We start from the raw sequence: 19,169 nt of genomic DNA, 5'->3' as shown, positions 1-19,169 counted from the left end.
TCCCATGGCCGCTGAATGGATCACCGCGCTCGCCCGCTACGCGGATCGTCTGCACGCCACCGCCGGCGACCGCCACCACGTCGCCTCGCCACTGGGAGCCTGGCTGCTACTGGCACTGGCCGGCGGAGAGAACGAAGCGCTCGGCGTCGACGCACAGCAGGCCGCTCGCATCGCCGGCGCCCTCCTCGAAGAGCCTCATCCCCTCGTCGCCGCGGCCACCGCGCTCTGGCACTCCGAGCAGGTCGACCCGGCGGCTCTCAGCGGCTGGCGGGAGAACCTGCCGCCTGCCACGGCGTTCGGCCCGGTGCCGTCGAAGGGTGAGCTGGACGCCTGGGCGAAGGAGCACACGTACGGCCTGATCGACCGATTCCCGCTGACGCCGTCCCCGCGGATGCTGGTGCTGCTCGCCAGTGCACTGGCCACGAAGGTCTCCTGGCAGGTCCCGTTCGAGGAAGCGCCCGCGAGCCGGCTCGGCGGCGACTGGAGGCAGAGGCTCACCACGGTGCTGCTGTCGCCGGAGCACGGGCATCAGGCCTTCATCGACGAGGGCCGGATCGTGCACGTGGCCGACGCCGGAGGGCTGAAGGTCTACTCGGTCGCCGCAGCAGCCGGCGTTCCCGCGCGGGAGGTGCTGGCGGCCGCCTACGAGATCGCGATGAATCCGATGAGCCGGACGTCGCTCTTCGACCTGCCGCTGGGCGAGACGCCGCTCTGGACGATCCGCGAGGAACGGGCCCACGAGCGCCGGAAGGAGCACGTCCGGGCACTGCTGCCGGCCTGGTCCGCCACGAGCGAGCTGAACCTGGCGGAGGACCCCGGGCTGGGCTTCGCCGAGGCGACCCGGGTGATCGGCGAGCGGCTCGGGACGCCGGCGCCGCAGTTCGAGGCGAAGCAGGTGGCGACGGCGCGTTATGACCGGTACGGGTTCGAGGCCGCCGCGGTGACCGGCTTCATGACGACGACGTCGTTCCCGCCCGAGGCGCCGATCCGGCACGCCGAGCTGCGGTTCGCCCACCCGTACGCGGTGGTGGCCGTCGCCGCGCAGCCCGGCGGTCCGTGGGACGGCGTACCGGTGTTCTCAGGCTGGGTGAGCGACCCGCAGTGAGGCGTCGAGCGCGGCGTCGATCTCCTCGGCCGGCGCGGGGCGGGCGAAGTAGTAGCCCTGTGCGTACCGGTAACCCAGCGCGTGCAGCCGGTCCGCCTGGTCACGGGTCTCCACGCCCTCGGCCACGGCCCGCAGACCCAGCGTCGCCGCGATGGTGCTGAGCGAGGTGGCGATCGCTTCCTGTTCCGCGGTCCCGTTCAGGTCGTCGATGAACGACTTGTCGACCTTGAGAGTCGTGACCGGGCAGGTGCGCAGCAGCGTCAGTGAGCTGTGCCCCGTACCGAAATCGTCCAATGCCAGACCCACGCCGAGCTCGCGCAGTTCCCGCACGGTGGCCAGGGCGATGCCGCCGGCGAAGACGGCGGTCTCGGTGATCTCGATGGTGATCCGGTCGGGGGAGAGGCCGTGCCGGCTGAGCGCGTCGGCGACCAGGCCCGGCAGATCCGGGTCGAGCAGTTGGCGTGCCGACACGTTGATGTTGACGCGCGGGCCGGCCGAACCGTGCCGGCTCTGCCAGTCGGCCGCGTCCGAGCAGGCCTGGTCGATGATCCAGGCGCCGAGGTCGATGATCAGGCCGCTGTGCTCGGCGACCGGGATGAACTCGGCGGGCGAGATGACCGGACCGTCGGCGGGCTGCCAGCGGATCAGCGCCTCGACGCCGGTGATGGCGCCGGCCGGCAGTTCGACGATCGGCTGGTAGTGGAGCCGGAACTCGCCCCGGTCGAGGCCGCGGCGCAGGGCGGCGGCCAGTTCGGCGTGGTGCGCCGCGGTGGCGTCGAGTTCGGGGGAGTAGGAACGGGTGCGGTTCGTGCCGGTGAGCTTCGCTGCCTGAAGGGCGAGTTCGGCGCGGCGCAGCAGGTCGGCGACCTCGGGGCCGGAAGCGACACCGGCGGTCACGGTGATCAGCAGGTCATGGCCGTCGACGCGCAGCGGGCGGCGGAAAGCCTCCAAGATCGACTCGGCGTCACGACCCGCGGGCAGCAGGATGCCGAACTCGTCGCCGAGCAGCCGGGCCACCACCACATCGGGCCCGGCCCACGACGACAACCGATCAGCGGCGGCCCGCAGCAACATGTCACCCGCCTCGTCGCCGAGCCGGTCGTTGAGGGCCGCGAACCCGTCCAGGTCGCAGACGACGACGGTGGTCTCCCCGGTACGCCGGCCCAGCGTGGCGGTGAAGAACCGCCGGTTCGGCAGCCCGGTCAGGTCGTCCTGGTTGGCCTGGGCGTCGAGGCGGTCGAGCAGCAGGTTGTTGTCGGAGAGGGCGGCGTACTGCCTGATCATCACGAGCAGGGTCAGCACCACCGAGCCGCCGGCCATCCCGGCCGAGAGGTATCCGTTCCGCAGCGTGATACCGATCAGCATGGTGGCGGTGACCGCGACCGCGGCGTACGGGACCACGCTGATGTGCCGCCAGATGCCCAGGTGACCGGGCCGGTCGGCGGGCGCCGGGGCCGGAGTGGCGGTGGCCGGGTTCAGGTTGGCGCGGGTCTGCAGCAGGCCGGCGGCCGCGAAGAACAGCGCCACCGTGGGCAGGGTGACGACCGTCGGGTTGAGGAACGGGCGGCCGTCGAGGAACGGCGCGACACCCCAGGAGATCGGGGCGACCAGGCCGACCGGGGCGAGCGCCCAGAGCGCGGGCCGGTGGATGGCGGTGCTGCGGGTGATGCCGACCTTCACGATCGCGACGACCGCGGCGCACGCCACGATCAGCACGATGACCAGCAGGGTGGCCTCGGGTGGCGCGTTCGCGGCCGGGACCGAGGTGGTCCAGAGGAAGTGGGTGACGATCAGGCTGACGGCCACCGACACGATCGCGATGTCCAGGAACATGGCGACGGTGGCCCGCCAGGTGCGGCGCGGGCGGGGCAGCCGGACCAGCGCGAGCACCGCCACGCAGACCGCCACCAGGTAACAGGCGGCGGTGAACGGGCTCATCTCGACGGGTCGCCCGGCGGTGAGGGTGTCCCACGTCTGGCCTGCCGTACCGATGGTGAGCCAGCCGGTGGCGTGCGCCAGCCGCCGCCAGAAGTGGCCGGCCGGGCCGTGGCCGGTGCGTGCGGCGGTCGCGCAGGCCAGCATCGCGGTGGCGCCGGCGCCGACCGTCGACGGCCAGAGCAGCCACGGCGGCGAGCCGAGCCGCCGTCCGAGAACGCCCAGCACCGCGCTGATCAGGAAGAGCACGGCTGCCAGGGTCAGCGCGCGCACGGCCCGTCGAGTCATAACCGATTCATCGGCATTCAGAACCCGGATAGCAGCTTTTTCTGCACCTTCCCCATGCCGTTGCGGGGTAGCTCGTCGACGAGCCGTACGACGCGGGGCCGTTTGTGGGCGGCGAGCCGTTCGGCGACGAAAACGATGAGTTCGTCCGGTTTCAACGAGCCGGAAGCCACCACGAACGCGGTCACCTGCTCTCCGAGATCGGCATGCGGGGTGCCGATCACCGCCGCCTCCCGCACGGCCGGATGCAGCAGCAGCGCGTCCTCCACCTCACCCGCGCCGACCCGATAGCCACCCGTCTTGATCAAGTCGGTGGAGGCGCGGCCGACGATCCGGTGCCAGCCGTCCGGGCCGACCGTGGCGACGTCACCGGTGGGGAAGTAGCCGTCGACGAGCTCGGGCGCCTCGATGCCGTCGCCGCGCAGATAGCCGTCGAGCAGCGTGGGTCCGGCGACCTGCAACGTGCCGATGCTCTCGCCGTCGTGCGGGAGGACGTTTGCGGATTCGTCCACCAGGCGGGTGCGTACACCGCTCAACGGCAGGCCGACCTGACCTGCTCGGCGCTCTCCGTCGGCACGCGCACTCACGGTGATGAGTGTCTCGGTCATGCCGTAGCGCTCGACCGGCGCCTGCCCGCTCAACTCGTGGATCTTGGAGAAGACGGGTGCCGGGAGCGGTGCGCTTCCGGACACGAGCAGTCGTGCCCGGCGAAGGGCACGAGCCGACTCGGGGGCGTTCGCGATCCGGGACCACACCGTCGGAACGCCGAAGTACATCGAACCGGGCGTCCCCCCGTACAGCTGCGGTGTGGGTTTGATCGTGTGCCGCAACCGGCCACCCAGCCGCAGCGGGCCCAGCACGCCGAGCACCAATCCGTGCACGTGATAGAGCGGCAGACCGTGCACGAGCGTGTCCTCGGCGGTCCACTGCCACGCCTCGGCGAGTCCGTCGAGCCCGGCGGCGAGCGCAGCGTGCGAGATCACCACACCTTTCGGCGGCCCGGTGGTGCCACTGGTGTAGAGCACGAGCGCCGGCCGCTTCGCTTCCGGCAGCTCCGGCGGCATGCTTCCGGACTGTTTCTGGTCACTGATACCCATTCTTTGTACGAGGGACTCGCCCGCTCTTGCGGCGTCATCGGCAAGAAGCAGGGCGGCCTGGGAGTCGCGCAGGATGTGCGCGCGCTCGAGTTCCCCGGCGTCCGGTGGGATCGGCACGATCGGCACGCCCGCGAGCAGCGCACCGGTGACCGCGGCGATCGTCGGCAGTCCCGCCTTCGCGTCGACGGCGACCCGCTCGGCCCCGGCGATCCGCTCGGCGATGGCACAGGCCCAGCCGAGCAGTTCATGCCTGCTCATCGTCTCCCCGGGAGTGGAGACGGCGTCCTCGAGATCGTCACCGGTGATCAGCGCGGTAAGCATGAGCTCATTCTCCCTGCCCTCCCACCCGCCTCATCTCGCCCGCCTCATCTCGCCCGGCTCATCTCGCCCGGCTCATGTCCCCGGGCTCACCTCGCCCGGCCTCCTTCATCGCCGGCTTTTGCCTCATCGGCCGGGGGAATCTTGGATTGCTCGCCGCCTGTCCGGGAGTGACCACCGGGTTGTTGTCCGTCTCCCTCGCTGCCTAGCGTCGGTCCCATGCCGGATTTATCCCCTGATATGGCCCGCTGGCGGGATCTACTGCGGCTGACAAAGGGGTACCGCCGGTGGATCGCCCTGGCCGCCGCCCTCAGCCTGCTCGGCTCCGCACTGGCACTGACCCAGCCACTCCTCGCCGGCCGCGCCATCGACACCGCGGCCGGCGGAACCGTCCCGTGGCCGGTCCTCGCCGCACTGGCCGGCCTGTTCGCGGCGCAGGCATCGGCGCTGGCGCTCGCCAGATGGGTCCAGGCGTACACCGGCGAGACGATGACCCGCGACCTGCGCCGAACCCTCGCCGGTCACGTCCTGAGAGTCCGCTTGTCCGTTCTCGATCGGGTGCGCACCGGCGACGTGATCGCCCGCGCCTGCGGCGACACCACGATCGTCAAAACCCTCGTGGCGCAGAGCATGGGCACCGGTGTGGCAGGGATCGTCGGCCTGATAGCCACCGTCGCGCTGCTCGGCTGGCTCGACCGCTGGCTGCTGGGCCTGGTCGTGCTGCTCTTCGGCGTAGCGGTCGGCGGTCTCCTGGCGGTGGTCAGCCGGCTGCGGGTGGCGTCCCGGATCGCGCAGACCGCCGAGGGATCGCTGACCGCCGACCTCGAAAGGGCCCTGGGCGGGGTGCGAACCGTGCGCGCCTGCCGGGCCGAACCCGTCGAAGCGGCGCGGATCGACAGGGCGGCGGGGCGAGCGTTCCTGTCGAACATGCGGATGGCCGGCCTCGTGGCCCTCTCCGGCCCGACGAACGATCTGGCGGTCAGCGGTGCGTTCCTCGCGGTGCTGCTGGTCGGCTCGACCCGGGTGGCAGCGGGAGAGACGAGTCTCGGCCGGTTGGTGGCTTTCACGCTGGCCATGACGTACCTCTCCGCCCCGATCTATGAGATCTTCCAAGCGGTCAGCGCTGTGCAACAGGGGTCGGGAGCGCTGCACCGGATCAACGAGGTGCTCTCCTTGCCGACCGAAAGAGATCAGCCCGTAGCCGTGGTGCAGGTTGGTCGTTTCGCCGGGCCGGTGCTGGAATTCCGCGACGTCTGGTTCGGCTACGACCCGTCCCGCCCGGTCCTGCGCGGCCTGTCCTTCACGGTGCCGTCCCGTGGCCACGTGGCGCTGGTCGGCCCGTCCGGCGCCGGGAAGTCCACGATCTTCGCCCTGGCCGAGCGTTTCTACGAGCCGGACCGGGGTGCGGTGCTGCTCAACGGCCTGGACGTGCGGCTGACGCCCTATGCCCGGCACCGCCGATCAGTGGGTCTGGTGGAGCAGGACTGCCCGCTGCTGGCGGGTACGTTGCGGGAGAACCTCCTCTATGGCGCGCCGCCTCTGGTCGACTCGGCCTCACTGGCGGAGGTGCTCGACATGACGGGCCTGACGTCGGTGGTGGCCCGGCTGCCCCAAGGTCTCGACACTCCCGTCGGTGAACGAGGCCGCCGCCTGTCGGGTGGTCAGCGCCAGCGCGTGGCGATCGCCCGCTGCCTGCTGGCCCGCCCCCGCCTGATCCTGCTCGACGAGCCGACCGCCCACCTCGACCCGGACGGCGAGCAAGCCCTGGCCGTAGCCCTGCGCTCGGTGTCGGCGGTATGCGCCCTGGTGGTGATCGCCCACCGCTTCTCCACAGTCCGATCAGCGGACCGGGTCCTGGTCATCGACGACGGCGTGGTGACGGCCTCGGGAACCCACGAAGAGCTGGTCGGTTCCAATCCCTATTACCGCCGCCTGGCATCGAGCCGTCGCCTGTAGATCCCCGCCCGGCGCCGCACCCGTCGGCGCATCCGTATCGGGGGCGGCCACCGCACGCGCTTCGGGCTGCGTGTGAGCTGGGGCGCTGAGCGGACGCACTTAAAGGCTGCGTGTGCGCTGGGGGCCCTGATGGGGGCGTTGAGTGGACGCGCTTGGGTTGCGTGTGCGCTGGCAGTCCGATTGGCGGCTGTTTGGTGGTGGCCGGCGCACGCGCTTCGGGTTTGTGTGAGCTGGCGGTCCTGATGGGGGCGTTGAGTGGACGCGCTTGGGTTGCGTGTGCGCTGGCGGTTCGATTGGCGGCTGTTTGAGGGCGGTCGGCGCACGCGCTTCGGGTTTGTGTGAGCTGGCGGCCCTGATGGGGGCGCTGAGCGGACGCGCTCCGGCCGCGTGTGCGCTGGCGGCCCCACGGCCCCACGGCCCCACGGCCCCACGGCGCCGCGGGATGCCGGGTATCGTAAGGAGTGATCAGCGGAACACTGCTTCTCGGCAACCTCTCCCACCTGCGGCGCGACCCAGCGGAGGAAGCCCGTGACCGCACCGGGTCTGCGCGATCGGCGGCCCGGCGGCTACGGTAGTTGATCATGAGTGGGGAACAGGTCGGCGGACGCACAGGAGGGGCGGTACGCGTAGGGCAGACAGTGCGGCGACCGGCCGGAGTGTGGACGCCGGCGGTGCACGCCCTGCTGCGGCATCTGGAGGATGCCGGATTCGACGGCGCGCCGGCCGTTCGCGGCTTCGACGACCAGGATCGGGAGATCCTCACCCTGCTTCCCGGCGAGACGACAGGCAACGCGAAGCCCTGGCCCGCCTGGACGCACAGCGACGAGACGCTCTGGCAGGTAGCGCAGTGGTTGCGCGAGTACCACGCGGTGGTCGCCGACTTCGAGCCGCCGCCCGGGGCGATCTGGCGCAAGGGCGGCGCCTGGGAACCCGGGCTGATCATCGGGCACAACGACGCGGCGCCGTGCAACGCCCACTACACGAACGGGCGGCTCATCGGCTTCTCCGGCTGGGACTTCGCGGGACCGGTGACGGCCGAGGCCGATCTGGCGTTCACCGCGTTCGCCTGGGTGCCGCTCTCCGCGCGTGAGACGGCGGCCGCCGAGGGATTCACGGCGTTCGGCGACCGGTCTCGCCGGCTGCGTCTGCTGCTGGACGCCTACGGTTGGCGCGGCGAATCCTCCACGATCGTCCGTGAGGTGAGGGACCGGATCAGCGCGTCCATTCACGACATCCGCCGCCTGGCCCGGCAGGGCGATCCCGGCTGCCAGGAGCTGGTCGACGCGGGCTACGACGTGGAGCTGGCGACAGCGGTCAAGGAACTGGCGGCCTTCCCCCGATAAGGAACCCGACAAGGAACCCGATATGGAACCCGATAGGGAACCCGACAAGGAACCCGATAGGGAACTCGACGAGGAACAAGATAAGGAACAAGAAACCGGCAAGCGTCGAGCAAGGACCGCACGCCACGGTGGATTCATGAAGAACCTTGGAACGATCCTGGGCATCTGGGCGCACCCCGACGACGAGGCCTACCTCTCCGGCGGCCTCATGGCACTGGCCACCGAGGCCGGCGAACGCGTCGTCTGCGTGACGGCCACCCGCGGCGAGCTGAGCGCCGACCCCGGGCAGCGCACCGCCGAGCTGCACGCCTGCCTGAAGATCCTGGGTGTGACCGAGCATCATTGGTTCGACTACCGCGACGGCGAGTGTTCCCGCGTGCCGCCGAGCGCCGCGATCGCCCGTCTTCAAAAGATCATTGCGAGGGTACGGCCGGACACCATCGTGTCATTCGGCCCGGACGGCAACACCGGCCATCCCGATCATCAAGCGGTGGCCCGCTGGGCGGAGGCCGCCACACCGCCGGGGACACGGCTGCTGCAGACCGCCGTCCCCGACGACTGGGCGACCCGCTGGAAGACCGTGAACGAGCGGTTCCAGGTCTTCCAGCCGGGATATCCGGTCACCAGCCCGGAATCCGAGCTGGCAGTGCACCTGACCTTGGAGCCGCCGGTGCTGGACCGCAAGGTCCGTGCGCTGACGGCCCAGGCCACCCAGACCGCGGGCCTGATCGCCGCGATGGGCGCCGACTTCGCGAGCTGGGTGGCCGATGAGGCATTCGTGGAGAGCGGAGGCTAGAACGTCTCCCCGGCGGCGGCCTTGGCCAGCAGCAGCGGCGGCGGAGTGAACCGGTCGCCGTAGCGTTCGGCCAGCTGCTCGGCCCGGGCGATGAAGCCGGGCAGCCCGCCGGGATAGCCGTTGATGTACTGCAGGACGCCGCCGGTCCAGCCCGGGTAGCCGATGCCGAAGATGGAGCCGATGTTCGCCTCCGGCACCGAGAGCAGGACCTCCTCGTCGAGGCACTTGACCGACTCGATCGCCTCGATGAAGAGCATGCGCTCCTTGAGGTCCTCGAACGGGATCTCCCGGCCGGCGGCGGTGGCGAAGGCGGAGAGTCCGGGCCAGAGCCCGACGCGCTTGCCGTCCTCATAGGCGTAGAACCCCGCCCCACCCGAGCGGCCCGGACGTCCGAAGTCGTCGATCATGCGGTCGATGACGGCGTCGGCGGGGTGGGCCACATAGGAGTCACCGGCCGCGGCCTGGTACTCCTTGCGGATCTTGCGGGGGAGCGTGAGGGTCAGCTCGTCCATCAGCTGCAGCACCGGCGCGGGGTATCCGGCCTGGCTGCTGGCCTGCTCGATGCTGGCCGGCGGCACACCTTCGGCGAGCATCGAGATGCCCTCGTTGGTGAACGTGCCGATGACCCGGCTGGTGAAGAACCCGCGGCTGTCGTTCACCACGATCGGCGTCTTGCGGAACAGTTTCACCACGGCGAGGGCCCGGCGTACCGTCTGATCGCTGGTCTGTGCGCCCTTGATGATCTCGACGAGCGGCATCTTGTCGACCGGCGAGAAGAAGTGCAGGCCGATGAAGTCGGCCTGGCGGCGCACACCCTCGGCGAGCAGGGTGATCGGCAGCGTCGAGGTGTTGGAGCAGAGCAGCGCGTCGGGCGCCACGATGTCCTCGATCTCGGCGAAGACCTTGTGCTTGAGCGCCGGGTCCTCGAAGACCGCCTCGATCACCACGTCGGCGCCGGCCAGGTCGTTCACGTCGGCGGTAGCGGTGATCCGGTCGAGCAGGGCCTGGCCCTTCTCCTCGGTCAGGCGGCCGCGGGAGATCGCCTTCGCGACCAGCTTCTCCGAGTAACCCTTGCCGCGCTGCGCGCCTTCCAGCGAGACGTCGCGCAGGACGACCTCGACGCCGGACTTGGCGCCGACATAGGCGATCGCCGCGCCCATCATGCCCGCGCCGAGGACCGCGATCTTCTTGATCGGCGGCACGTCGCCGATCGCGCGGTTGTTCACCTCGTTCAGGTCGAAGAAGAACGCCTTGATCATGTTCTTGGCGACCGCGCCGGTGACCAGCTCGACGAAGTAGCGGGTCTCGATGGTGAACGCGGTGTCCACGTCGACCTGGGCGCCTTCGACAGCCGCCGAGAGGATGTTGCGGGGAGCCGGGTACGGCGCACCCTTCAGCTGTTTGCGCAGGTTGGCAGGGAATGCGGGCAGTTGCGCCGCGAGGGCGGGCGTGGTCGGCGTACCCCCGGGGATCTTGTAGCCCTTGGTGTCCCATGGCTGGACCGCAGCCGGATTCTCCGAGATCCACGCACGAGCCCTGCTGATCAACTCCTCCGGGGTGTCGACCAGCTCGTCGATGAGGCCGAGCTCCTTGGCGGCCTGCGCGCGGTGCCGGGTGCCCTGCAGCAGCACCTTGGTGAGCGCGGTGACCAGGCCGAGCAGCCGGACCGTGCGGACCACGCCGCCACCGGCCGGCAGCAGGCCGAGGGTGACCTCGGGCAGGCCGACCTCGAGGCGCGGGTTGTTCAGCGCGATGCGGCGGTGCGTGGCGAGCGCGAGTTCGAGGCCGCCGCCGAGCGCGGAGCCGTTGAGCGCGGCGACCACCGGCTTGCCCAGAGTCTCCAGGCGGCGCAGCTGGGCCTTGACGTCGGTGCCGAGCTGGAAGACGTCGGCGCCGCGGTCGGCCGGCACCGAGCCGAGCTGGTCGAGGTCGCCGCCGGCGAACCAGGAGTTCTTCGCCGACGTGATGATCACGCCGGTGATCGTGTCCTTCTCCGCCTCCAGGCGGTCGACGGTCGCGCCCATGCTGCGGACGTACGCGTCGTTCATGGTGTTGGCGCCACGGGCGGGGTCGTCGAGGGTGAGCACGACGATGCCGTCCTCACCCTGTTCCCAGCGGATGGTTTCGGTCATGGTTGCTGTATCTCCCTCAGAGCCGCTCGACGATGGTGGCGATGCCCATGCCGCCGCCGATGCAGAGGGTGGCCAGGCCGTACCGGCCGCCGCGCCGCTCCAGCTCGTCGACGAGGGTGCCGAGGATCATGGCGCCGGTGGCGCCCAGCGGGTGCCCCATGGCGATGGCGCCGCCGTTCACGTTGACGATCTCGGGGTCGAGCTTGAGGTCGTCGATGAAGTGCAGGACCACCGCGGCGAACGCCTCGTTGATCTCGACGAGGTCGAGGTCGTCGACGGTGAGGCCGGCCTTGTCGAGCGCCTTGCGGGCGGCCGGGGCGGGTCCGGTCAGCATGATCGTCGGGTCGGCGCCGCTGAGCGCCGCGGCGACGATGCGGGCACGCGGCTGTACGCCGGCCCGCACGCCGGCGGCCTCCGAGCCGATCATCACGAGCGCCGCGCCGTCCACGATGCCGGACGAGTTGCCGGCCGAGTGGACGTGGTTGATCTTCTCGACCCAGTGGTACTTCTGCAGGGCGACCGCGTCGAAGCCACCCACGTCGCCGATGACCGCGAAGGAGGCCGGCAGCTTGCCGAGGCTCTCCACCGTGGAGTCGGCGCGGATGTGCTCGTCACGGTCGAGGATCAGCAGACCGTTGCGGTCGCGGACCGGCACCACCGACTTGTCGAAGTACCCGTTCTGCCAGGCCTTCGCGGCGCGCTGCTGGGAGGTGACGGCGTAGGCGTCGACCGTCTCCCGGCTGTAGCCGTCGAGCGTGGCGATCAGGTCGGCGCTGATGCCCTGTGGGATGAAGTCGGTCTTGAGGTTGGTGTCCGGGTCGAGCGCCCAGGCGCCGCCGTCGGAGCCCATCGGGACTCGCGACATCGACTCGACACCGCCGGCGAGGACCAGGTCCTCCCAGCCGGAGCGGATCTTCTGCGCGGCGATGTTCACGGCTTCCAGTCCGGAGCCGCAGAAGCGGTTGAGCTGGACACCGGCCGTCGTGTGCGGCAGACCCGCCGCGAGGGCCGCCGTCTTGGCGATGTCGGAGCCCTGGTCGCCCAGTGGCGACACGACGCCGAGAACGATGTCGTCGATCTCGGCCGGGTCGATATCGGGGAAGCGCCGGCGCAGTTCGTCGATGAGTCCGACGACCAGCGAGAGGGGCTTCACCCCGTGCAGCGAACCGGTCTTCTTGCCGCGCCCGCGCGGTGTCCGCACGGCGTCGTAGATGAAGGCCTCGGTAGTCACGCGTACTCCCTCGGGTGCGAATTGCGGCTAACTTTTGCCGATGTTTCCGCTTGATGTCAAGGCTACGCGGACGACAGTGACGCGAACTGCGGATCACGACTAGGCTGTGCCCCGTGAGCATCGCTGAGGCGTCCGGCGAGCCTGGGTCCACGGTCCGCAAACGGCCGAAGGACCGCAAGGCGCAGCTCGCGCTGGCCGCTGCCGAGTTGTTCTGCGAGCGCGGCTACCACGGTGTGAGCCTCGACGAGATCGCCACGGCGGTCGGGATCAGCGGTCCGGCGATCTACCGGCATTTCCCGAACAAGTACGCGATGCTCGTCTTCGCCACCCGCCGGCTCGCCGACACCGTCCTCGCGGCGACGACGTCGGAGGATCTCGACGAGCTGTTGTCGGCGCTCGCACGGCTGGCCCTCGACGGTCGCAAGGTGGCCGGGCTCTACCAGTGGGAGTGGCGGTACCTCGACGCCTCTCATCGTGACGAGTTCCAGGCCGATCTGGAGACGCTGGTCGGACGTCTGTCGATAGCGTTGCTCGTTCATCGGAAAGAAGATCTTGGAAAGCCCGATGCCGAAGCCCTCGTCCGGGCGGCTCTGAGCGTGTTCGGCAGCCTCGGGACGCATCGTGCGGCGATCGCGAAGGGCCGCGGTGAGGCGGCGTTGCGGCGGGCGGCGTGGGCGGTGCTGCTCGGTGATCCGCCGACGCCGCTGCCGGTTCCCGCGGGACCGTCCGAGGAGCAGGCGGTGCGGGTGGGTGCGCGCCGCGAGATCCTGCTGGCCGAGTCGGTGAAGCTCTTTCATCGGTACGGCTACCACGCCGTGGGAGTCGAGGAGATCGGCCGGGCCGCGGGCATCAACGCGTCCAGTGTCTACCGCTACTTCCCCGGCAAGGCCGACATCCTGGCCGCCGCGTTCTACCGCGCCTCCGAGCGGGTCGCCGAGGCCACCGCCGTCGCCCTGTCCGGCGCGGGCGGTGACGAGGACGCGCTGCGGCGGATGGCGGAGTCCTATGTCGACCTGACGTTCGAGCGTAGCGCGCTGGTCTCGGTCTACCTGGCGGAGAACAACAACCTGCCCGTGGCCGACCGGCACGAGCTGCGCAAGATGCAGCGGCTGCACGTGGAGGAGTGGGTGCGGCTGCTCGGCCGGCTGCGCTCCGATCTGCCGGTCGCGGAGGCGCGGCTGCTGGTGCACGCGGCGCTCAACGTGGTGACCGATCTGAGCAGGTGGGTGCGCTTCGACCGCCGCAGTGGGATGGATCGTCACCTGGTGCGACTGGCGATGGCCGTCCTAAAAGCCTGATGTTATGAACGATTCGCCATCAGGCGGACGCTTATCTCCTGGCCCCTTCACAACAAGTTAACCGGGGTTTACAGTGCCGCAATGGGCGATGTCCTCGTCCTGTGAGCCAGCCTGTCTGCCGAACACCCCGTCCGCCGCCCTGCGGCACACGGCCAGAAGGAGGCACAACCATGGATTCCTCCCTCGCCCAGCGGTGCGCCGACACCGCCCGCGGCCTGACCATTCCCGCGCTGCTGCACCGCAACGCGACCGAGCGCGGCGATCTGCCGGCGCTCAGCGTGCTCGGAGACGAGCGCACCCGCACCTGGCGTGAGCTGCGCGACGAGATCGCGGTGCTCTCCCGGGGCCTCGCCGACCTCGGCCTGAGCTCCGGTGACCGCCTGCTCATCATGATGTCCAGCCGTCCCGAGCACTGGCTGGTCGACCTGGCCGCCGTGCATCTGGGCGCGGTGCCGTCCACTGTCTACGCGACGCTCTCCGACGATCAGCTGGCGTTTCTGGCGCGGCACAGTGGCGCCGAGATCCTGGTCGTCGAGAAGTCGTCCGATCTGTCTCGCTGGTTCGCTGTCGTGGATCGGTTCCGCCACGTCATCGTGGTGGACGGTGAAGGCCTCACCCTGGCCGACGTCGCCGCGCGCTCCGACGGCGATCTTGGAGCATTCGAGAAGACCTGGCGTGAGGTGAAGCCCGAACAGCCGGTCACCATGCTCTACACGTCCGGCACCACCGGCGACCCCAAGGGCGTTCTCCTCACCCACACCAACGTGATCTACCAGTCGGTCGTGCTCGAAGCCGTGGTGCCGCAGGTGCCCGACAACGCGGCGTCGCTGGCCTACCTGCCGCTGGCGCACATCGCCGAGCGGGTCCTCGGCGTCTACAACCCGATCTACCGCACCGGGCACGTCACCATCTGCCCCGACCCCACGCAGCTGCTGGCCGGGCTCAACCAGGTGCGGCCGGTGTCGTTCTTCGGGGTGCCGCGCATCTGGGAGAAGTTCGTCGCCGGGGTGCAGGCGCAGCTCGCCGCCGCCGATCCGCAGGTGAAGGCCGCTGTCGACGTGGCGCGCGAGGTGGCGCTGGAGGCGTACAAGCTGCGCGGCGCCGAGCAGGAGGTGCCCGCCGAGCTGGCCGCGAAGCTGGCCGTCCTCGACGAGAAGGTGCTCAAGCCGCTGCGCGCCAAGCTCGGCCTGGACAACATGCTCTGGGCCGGCAGCGGCGCGGCGCCGATCCCGGTCGAGGTGCTGCTCTACCTCGCCAGCCTCGGCGTCGACGTCCTCGAGGTGTGGGGGATGACCGAGACCACCGGCACCGCCACGATCAATACTCCCGACCACTTCCGCACCGGAACCGTCGGCCGGATCAACGCCGGCATGGAGCTCAAGCTGGCCGAGGACGGCGAGATCCTGGTCCGCGGCCCGCTGGTGGCAGCCGGTTACCTGCGCGCCGACGGCGGCATCGAACCGATCACCGACGCCGACGGCTGGCTGGCCACCGGTGACGTCGGCACCCTCGACGACGAGGGCTACCTGACGATCACCGACCGCAAGAAGGAACTCATCATCAACTCCAGCGGGAAGAACATCTCGCCGGCGCAGATCGAGAACCTGCTGCGGGCACACCCGCTGATCGCCCAGGCCGTCGCGATCGGCGACCGCCGGCCTTACGTGACGGCGCTGATCGTCCTCGACGAGGAGGTCGTGCCGCTCTGGGCGCGGGCGCGTGGCCTGGCCGGCGACTCGGCCGCGTCGCTGGCCGGCGATCCGGCGGTACTCGCCGAGATCACCGCGGCGGTCGAGGCGGCGAACACCAAGCTGTCGCGTCCCGAGCAGGTCAAGTCGTTCCGGATCCTGCCGCGGGGCTGGACCCCGGAGACCGGCGAGCTGACGCCGACGCTGAAACTGCGCCGCCGCGTCATCACCGACCGCTACGCCACCGAGATCGACAAGCTCTACGGCGAGTGATCTCTAGCCGGTCGCTCGCACGGTCAGCTGCTCCAGCAGCGCGTGCAGGCGACCGGCGTCGGTCGCGTCGGTCGTCAGACGCACCGGCTTACCCTTGCGCAGCGCCGTCAGCTTCGCTTCCGGCAGCTGATCGATGGCGTGCGCCAGGCGGTCCGCCGCGGCTTGCGGGCTTTCCGCGAGTACGGCGGAAGCCGCTCCCACGATCGATCGCATCGGCCGGCCGAGTTGGCGGTGCATGCCGCTGGCGACGAAGAGCGGGTTGTAGAGCAGGTACCGCACCGCACTGTCCGGGTGACGTCCGGCGAACCCGGCTCCGAGCAGGTCCAGGGCGCGGGCGCCCTGCATGGTGGCCGTGAACAGCGAATAGCCGCGGGTCAGCTGCAGGTCGTCCCAGTGCAGGCGGCCGGCCCGGATACCGCCGACACCGCAGAGGCTCGCCACGATCGGCCGCTCGCCGCGTTCCAGCGCCGGCAACAGCCGTTCGACCAGCAGGAACCGGGCGAGCACGCTGATCGCGAAACTGCGTTCGAGGCCGTCGGCGGTGACGTGCCGCCGGGTGCTGAACGCGCCCGCCGACAGCACCAGCAGGTCGATCTTCGCCGGCAGCCGCTCGGTGAGAGCGATCGTCTCGGCGACCGACGAGAGGTCGGCGTCGGCGCTGCCGAGCGCGATCACCCGGTCGCCGCGTTGTTCCAGGATTCGTGCCAGCTCGCCGCCGATGCCGCGGGTTCCGCCGGTGATGACCACTGTGCGCATGCTGTCATCGTGGAAGTCATGGCCGGCGCGGCGAAAGAGGGCACATCCATGTCACCGGTGATCGCGACCCCTGTGACCAGCGCCGATCGGGCCGCCTGTGACGTGTCCGAGGTGCTGAGCCGGGTCGGGGAGAAGTGGAGCGTGCTGATCCTGGCGCTGCTCGACGACCGCCCCTACGGCTTCAACGAGCTCGATCGCGCGGTGGAGGACCTCAGTCGGCGGATCCTCACCCGTACCGTGCGGACCTTGGAAGCCGATGGCCTGATCAGCCGCCGGCAGACCGATCAACGGGTGGAATATCGCATCACCGACCTGGGGCGTTCGCTGCTGCCGCTGGTGATGGCGCTCGGGATGTGGGCGGCCGAGCACTCCGCTGAGATCGAGCAGGCCCGGGCGCGGTTCAGAGATGCAGCGCACGCCAGTCGCGGGGAGTGAGGCCGTACTCCGTGCGGAACGACTTGCTGAAGTGCGCCGGGTCGCTGAACCCCCACCGCCGGGCGATCGCGGCGACAGTGGCGGCGCGGGACGCGGGGTCGGCGAGATCGCGTCGGGTGCCCTCCAGGCGGCGGCGCCGCACCCACGCGCCGAACCGGACGCCTTCGCCCTGCAACACCCGGTGCAGGTAGCGCACCGAGATGTGCTGGCGCGCCGCCACCGCAGCCGGTGACAGATCAGGATCGGACAGGTGCTGCCGGATGTCGGCCAGGATCCGGGTCGCCAGCGACTCGCCCATCGCTCTACGTGCCAGCCGGTCGGCGCCGAGGCGCACGGTCAGCGCGGCCCGGATCAACTCGATCGTCGGCGTTGCCAGCGCGTCGGTAAGCAGATCCGGCTCCTCGGCCAGCCGGGTCAGATAGTCCGAGGTCAGCGCCGCAATCCGGTCACCACGGCCGAACCGGACCGCGCTCGCCTCCCGCACGCTTGGCTCCGGCAGGGCCAGGGCGGCGCGCGGGATCCGGAAGAACGTGGCGTCGATGCCGCCGGCGAACAGCAGTGAGTACGGCGAGCTCGTGTCGTAGATCGCGAACTCGCCCGGCCGCAGCACCGCCTCCCGGCCGTGCTGCACGACGATGCTGCTCCCGGACCGCTGGAGGCCGAGGAAGACGACCGGTTCGGTGTCCTCGCGGGCCAGGCGCGCGGTCCGGCGTACGGTCGTGGGGGTGGCGGTGGTGTGGCAGACGCCGAGGTCGCCGCACCGGCCGAGCCCGAGCGACACCGACATGTCGTTCTCGGACACGTGGTGCTCGATCTCGACGCGGATGACGCTGTCCCAGACGAGGGTGCGCACGGCCTCCTCGCGATCCCGCGGGGCCAGCGCGGTGGTGTTCAGTGTCGCCTGCACGATTCCACGGTCGCATGCGCGCGGCCGGGAGAAAAGCAACCGGTCCCGCACACACGATCGCTGTGCGCTCAGCGCCAATCGCGGAGGCGTTCTCGCTGCCTAGGCTCCCGGCCATGAGAATCGGATCCGATCTGCAGCAGATCGAGGCGGCGAACGCCGGCGGCAAGCAGCCCGTTGTCTTCGTACATGGTCTGTGGCTGCTGCCGTCGAGCTGGCAACGGTGGGCGGACGTCTTCGCGGAGGCCGGTTACGCGCCGGTGCTGCTGGGCTGGCCGGACGACCCGGACACCGTCGAGGAGGCGAACGCGCACCCGGAGGTGTTCGCCGGCAAGAGCGTCGGGCAGGTCGCCGACCACGTGGCCGCGCTGGTCGGCAAGCTGGACCGCAGACCGGCGGTCGTCGGGCACTCGTTCGGTGGGCTGATCACGCAGATCACCGCGGGGCGGGGCCTGTCGGCGGTGTCGGTGGCGATCGACCCGGCGCCGTTCCGGGGTGTGCTGCCGCTGCCGATCTCGGCGCTGCGGGTGGCGAGCGCGGTGATCGGTAACCCGGCCAACTACCACCGGGCGGTGCCGCTGACCTACGACCAGTTCCGGTACGGCTTCGCGAACGCGGTCAGCGAGGAGGAGGCCCGGGACCTGTACGCGACATTCGCCGTCCCGGCCTCCGGCGAGCCGCTGTTCCAGGCCGCGGCCGCGAACCTGAACCCGTGGACCGAGGCGAAGGTGGACACGGGCAACCCGTCGCGCGGGCCGCTGCTGATCGTGTCGGGGGAGAAGGACCACACCGTGCCGTGGTCGATCGCGAACGCCTCCTACAAGCAGCAGAAGGGCAACCCGGGCGTCACCGAGATCGTGGAGATCCCGGGCCGGGGCCACTCGCTGACCATCGACAGCGGCTGGCGCGAGGTGTGCGAGACGGCGCTGCGGTTCGTGCGGCGCTTCGCCTGAGAGCTCGGCGCCTATGGGCATGATGAGAACGCCCTCCGGTTTCCGGGGCATCCAGACATGCAAGATCGCTGATACAGTGATCGCGTTGCGGGGGCATGAATGCTGGACGTTTCCCAGTCGAATTCTTGGTGTCCCTCTGCGACCGCCGGCGATGCGGTATCGCCATTCGATTTCCTTCAGAGAGGACCCGTAATCCCTTGAAGAGATTCGCGAGTAAGCTGCGTGCCGGAATCGTCCTGACGGCCGCGATGGTGGGCATCGGAGTGGCCGTGATGGCGCCGAGTCCGGCACTGGCAGCGATCACTGTCGAGTACAACACGGCGGTGGCGGACTCGGCCCCGTCCGATACGTCCGAGAAGATGACGGTTGCCGGTTCGACCGCCTACTACGTGGACTACGGCGACAAGTGGTATGTCAAAGACACCGCCGCGGACGGTAAGTCGGCCGTGGTGATCTGGGAGTATTACATCAACTTCGAGCAGACGCGTGCGGGCATGTGTTCCAACAAGCAGGGCAACGGAACGTGGGGCTCCTGCAACAAGGAATACGACGAAAGCGCAGGCATTCGCGCCAAGGCGTGCACCTATGACTTCAGTGCGGGCAAGGCGGGCGCGTGTTCTGCCTGGCGAGTCGTCAAGGGCGAGATCATCCCGTAATCGATTTC

The 19,169-nt window shown here is 70.0% G+C and carries 15 protein-coding genes; 9 read left to right on the top strand and 6 right to left on the bottom strand.

Going from position 1 to position 19,169, the window contains the following annotated elements:
- The first annotated feature begins 4 nt into the window (after positions 1–4).
- Positions 5–1,105, top strand: coding sequence for a hypothetical protein (locus EP757_RS00375; RefSeq protein WP_232050299.1), 1,101 nt, complete (start codon positions 5–7; stop codon positions 1,103–1,105).
- Here the strand turns inward: EP757_RS00375 and EP757_RS00370 are convergent.
- Both EP757_RS00370 and EP757_RS00365 read right to left on the bottom strand, forming a co-directional pair.
- The gene (locus EP757_RS00370; protein WP_127542224.1) at positions 1,079–3,328 is read right to left on the bottom strand and encodes a bifunctional diguanylate cyclase/phosphodiesterase; all 2,250 of its coding nucleotides are present in this window, start codon (positions 3,326–3,328) and stop codon (positions 1,079–1,081) included. The two genes, EP757_RS00375 and EP757_RS00370, sit on opposite strands and share 27 nt — an antisense overlap.
- A 17-nt stretch (positions 3,329–3,345) precedes the next feature.
- Positions 3,346–4,743 (bottom strand): acyl-CoA synthetase, encoded by a 1,398-nt coding sequence (locus EP757_RS00365; RefSeq protein ID WP_127542223.1) that lies wholly within the window; start codon positions 4,741–4,743, stop codon positions 3,346–3,348.
- A 216-nt stretch (positions 4,744–4,959) separates the two neighbouring features.
- Here EP757_RS00365 and EP757_RS00360 point away from each other — a divergent pair, with 216 nt between their 5' ends.
- From EP757_RS00360 to EP757_RS00350, 3 genes are all read left to right on the top strand, one after another.
- A complete protein-coding gene (locus EP757_RS00360; RefSeq protein ID WP_127542222.1) occupies positions 4,960–6,696 on the top strand; it encodes an ABC transporter ATP-binding protein in 1,737 nt (578 codons plus the stop codon).
- Between the two features lie 581 nt (positions 6,697–7,277).
- Entirely contained in the window at positions 7,278–8,039 is a 762-nt protein-coding gene (locus EP757_RS00355) for an aminoglycoside phosphotransferase family protein (protein WP_127542221.1), read from the top strand.
- A 136-nt stretch (positions 8,040–8,175) separates the two neighbouring features.
- Complete coding sequence (locus EP757_RS00350) at positions 8,176–8,835, top strand: PIG-L deacetylase family protein (protein ID WP_127542220.1); 660 nt, start codon at positions 8,176–8,178, stop codon at positions 8,833–8,835.
- Here the strand turns inward: EP757_RS00350 and EP757_RS00345 are convergent.
- Positions 8,832–10,967 carry a 3-hydroxyacyl-CoA dehydrogenase NAD-binding domain-containing protein gene (locus tag EP757_RS00345; RefSeq protein ID WP_127542219.1) on the bottom strand — a complete coding sequence of 712 codons (2,136 nt, stop codon included), beginning with the start codon at positions 10,965–10,967 and terminating at the stop codon, positions 8,832–8,834. The genes EP757_RS00350 and EP757_RS00345 overlap by 4 nt on opposite strands.
- A 16-nt stretch (positions 10,968–10,983) precedes the next feature.
- Positions 10,984–12,198, bottom strand: coding sequence for an acetyl-CoA C-acetyltransferase (locus EP757_RS00340; protein ID WP_127542218.1), 1,215 nt, complete (start codon positions 12,196–12,198; stop codon positions 10,984–10,986).
- A 113-nt stretch (positions 12,199–12,311) separates the two neighbouring features.
- On the opposite strand from EP757_RS00340, the gene EP757_RS00335 reads away from it, so the two are divergent.
- Both EP757_RS00335 and EP757_RS00330 read left to right on the top strand, forming a co-directional pair.
- On the top strand, positions 12,312–13,496 hold the full coding sequence (locus tag EP757_RS00335) for a TetR/AcrR family transcriptional regulator (protein ID WP_127542217.1): 1,185 nt from the start codon (positions 12,312–12,314) through the stop codon (positions 13,494–13,496).
- Between the two features lie 170 nt (positions 13,497–13,666).
- Positions 13,667–15,457, top strand: coding sequence for a long-chain fatty acid--CoA ligase (locus EP757_RS00330; protein WP_127542216.1), 1,791 nt, complete (start codon positions 13,667–13,669; stop codon positions 15,455–15,457).
- Positions 15,458–15,460: 3 nt separating this feature from the next.
- Here the strand turns inward: EP757_RS00330 and EP757_RS00325 are convergent, their stop codons facing one another.
- Positions 15,461–16,213, bottom strand: a complete 753-nt coding sequence (locus tag EP757_RS00325; RefSeq protein WP_127542215.1) for a short-chain dehydrogenase — start codon at positions 16,211–16,213, stop codon at positions 15,461–15,463.
- Between the two features lie 18 nt (positions 16,214–16,231).
- Here EP757_RS00325 and EP757_RS00320 point away from each other — a divergent pair, with 18 nt between their 5' ends.
- Positions 16,232–16,648, top strand: coding sequence for a helix-turn-helix domain-containing protein (locus EP757_RS00320; RefSeq protein ID WP_127542214.1), 417 nt, complete (start codon positions 16,232–16,234; stop codon positions 16,646–16,648).
- On the opposite strand, the gene EP757_RS00315 is transcribed toward EP757_RS00320, so the two are convergent.
- Entirely contained in the window at positions 16,614–17,555 is a 942-nt protein-coding gene (locus EP757_RS00315) for a helix-turn-helix domain-containing protein (protein ID WP_127542213.1), read from the bottom strand. The genes EP757_RS00320 and EP757_RS00315 overlap by 35 nt on opposite strands.
- A gap of 113 nt (positions 17,556–17,668) precedes the next feature.
- Here EP757_RS00315 and EP757_RS00310 point away from each other — a divergent pair, with 113 nt between their 5' ends.
- The gene (locus EP757_RS00310) at positions 17,669–18,505 is read left to right on the top strand and encodes an alpha/beta hydrolase (RefSeq protein ID WP_127542212.1); all 837 of its coding nucleotides are present in this window, start codon (positions 17,669–17,671) and stop codon (positions 18,503–18,505) included.
- A gap of 197 nt (positions 18,506–18,702) precedes the next feature.
- Complete coding sequence (locus EP757_RS00305) at positions 18,703–19,161, top strand: hypothetical protein (protein ID WP_127542211.1); 459 nt, start codon at positions 18,703–18,705, stop codon at positions 19,159–19,161.
- Positions 19,162–19,169: the final 8 nt, after the last annotated feature.

The sequence above is a fragment of the Actinoplanes sp. OR16 genome (genome assembly GCF_004001265.1).
GTDB lineage: Bacteria > Actinomycetota > Actinomycetes > Mycobacteriales > Micromonosporaceae > Actinoplanes.
Note: the sequence above shows the minus strand (reverse complement) of the source record. Positions and strands in the feature narration are given on the sequence as shown.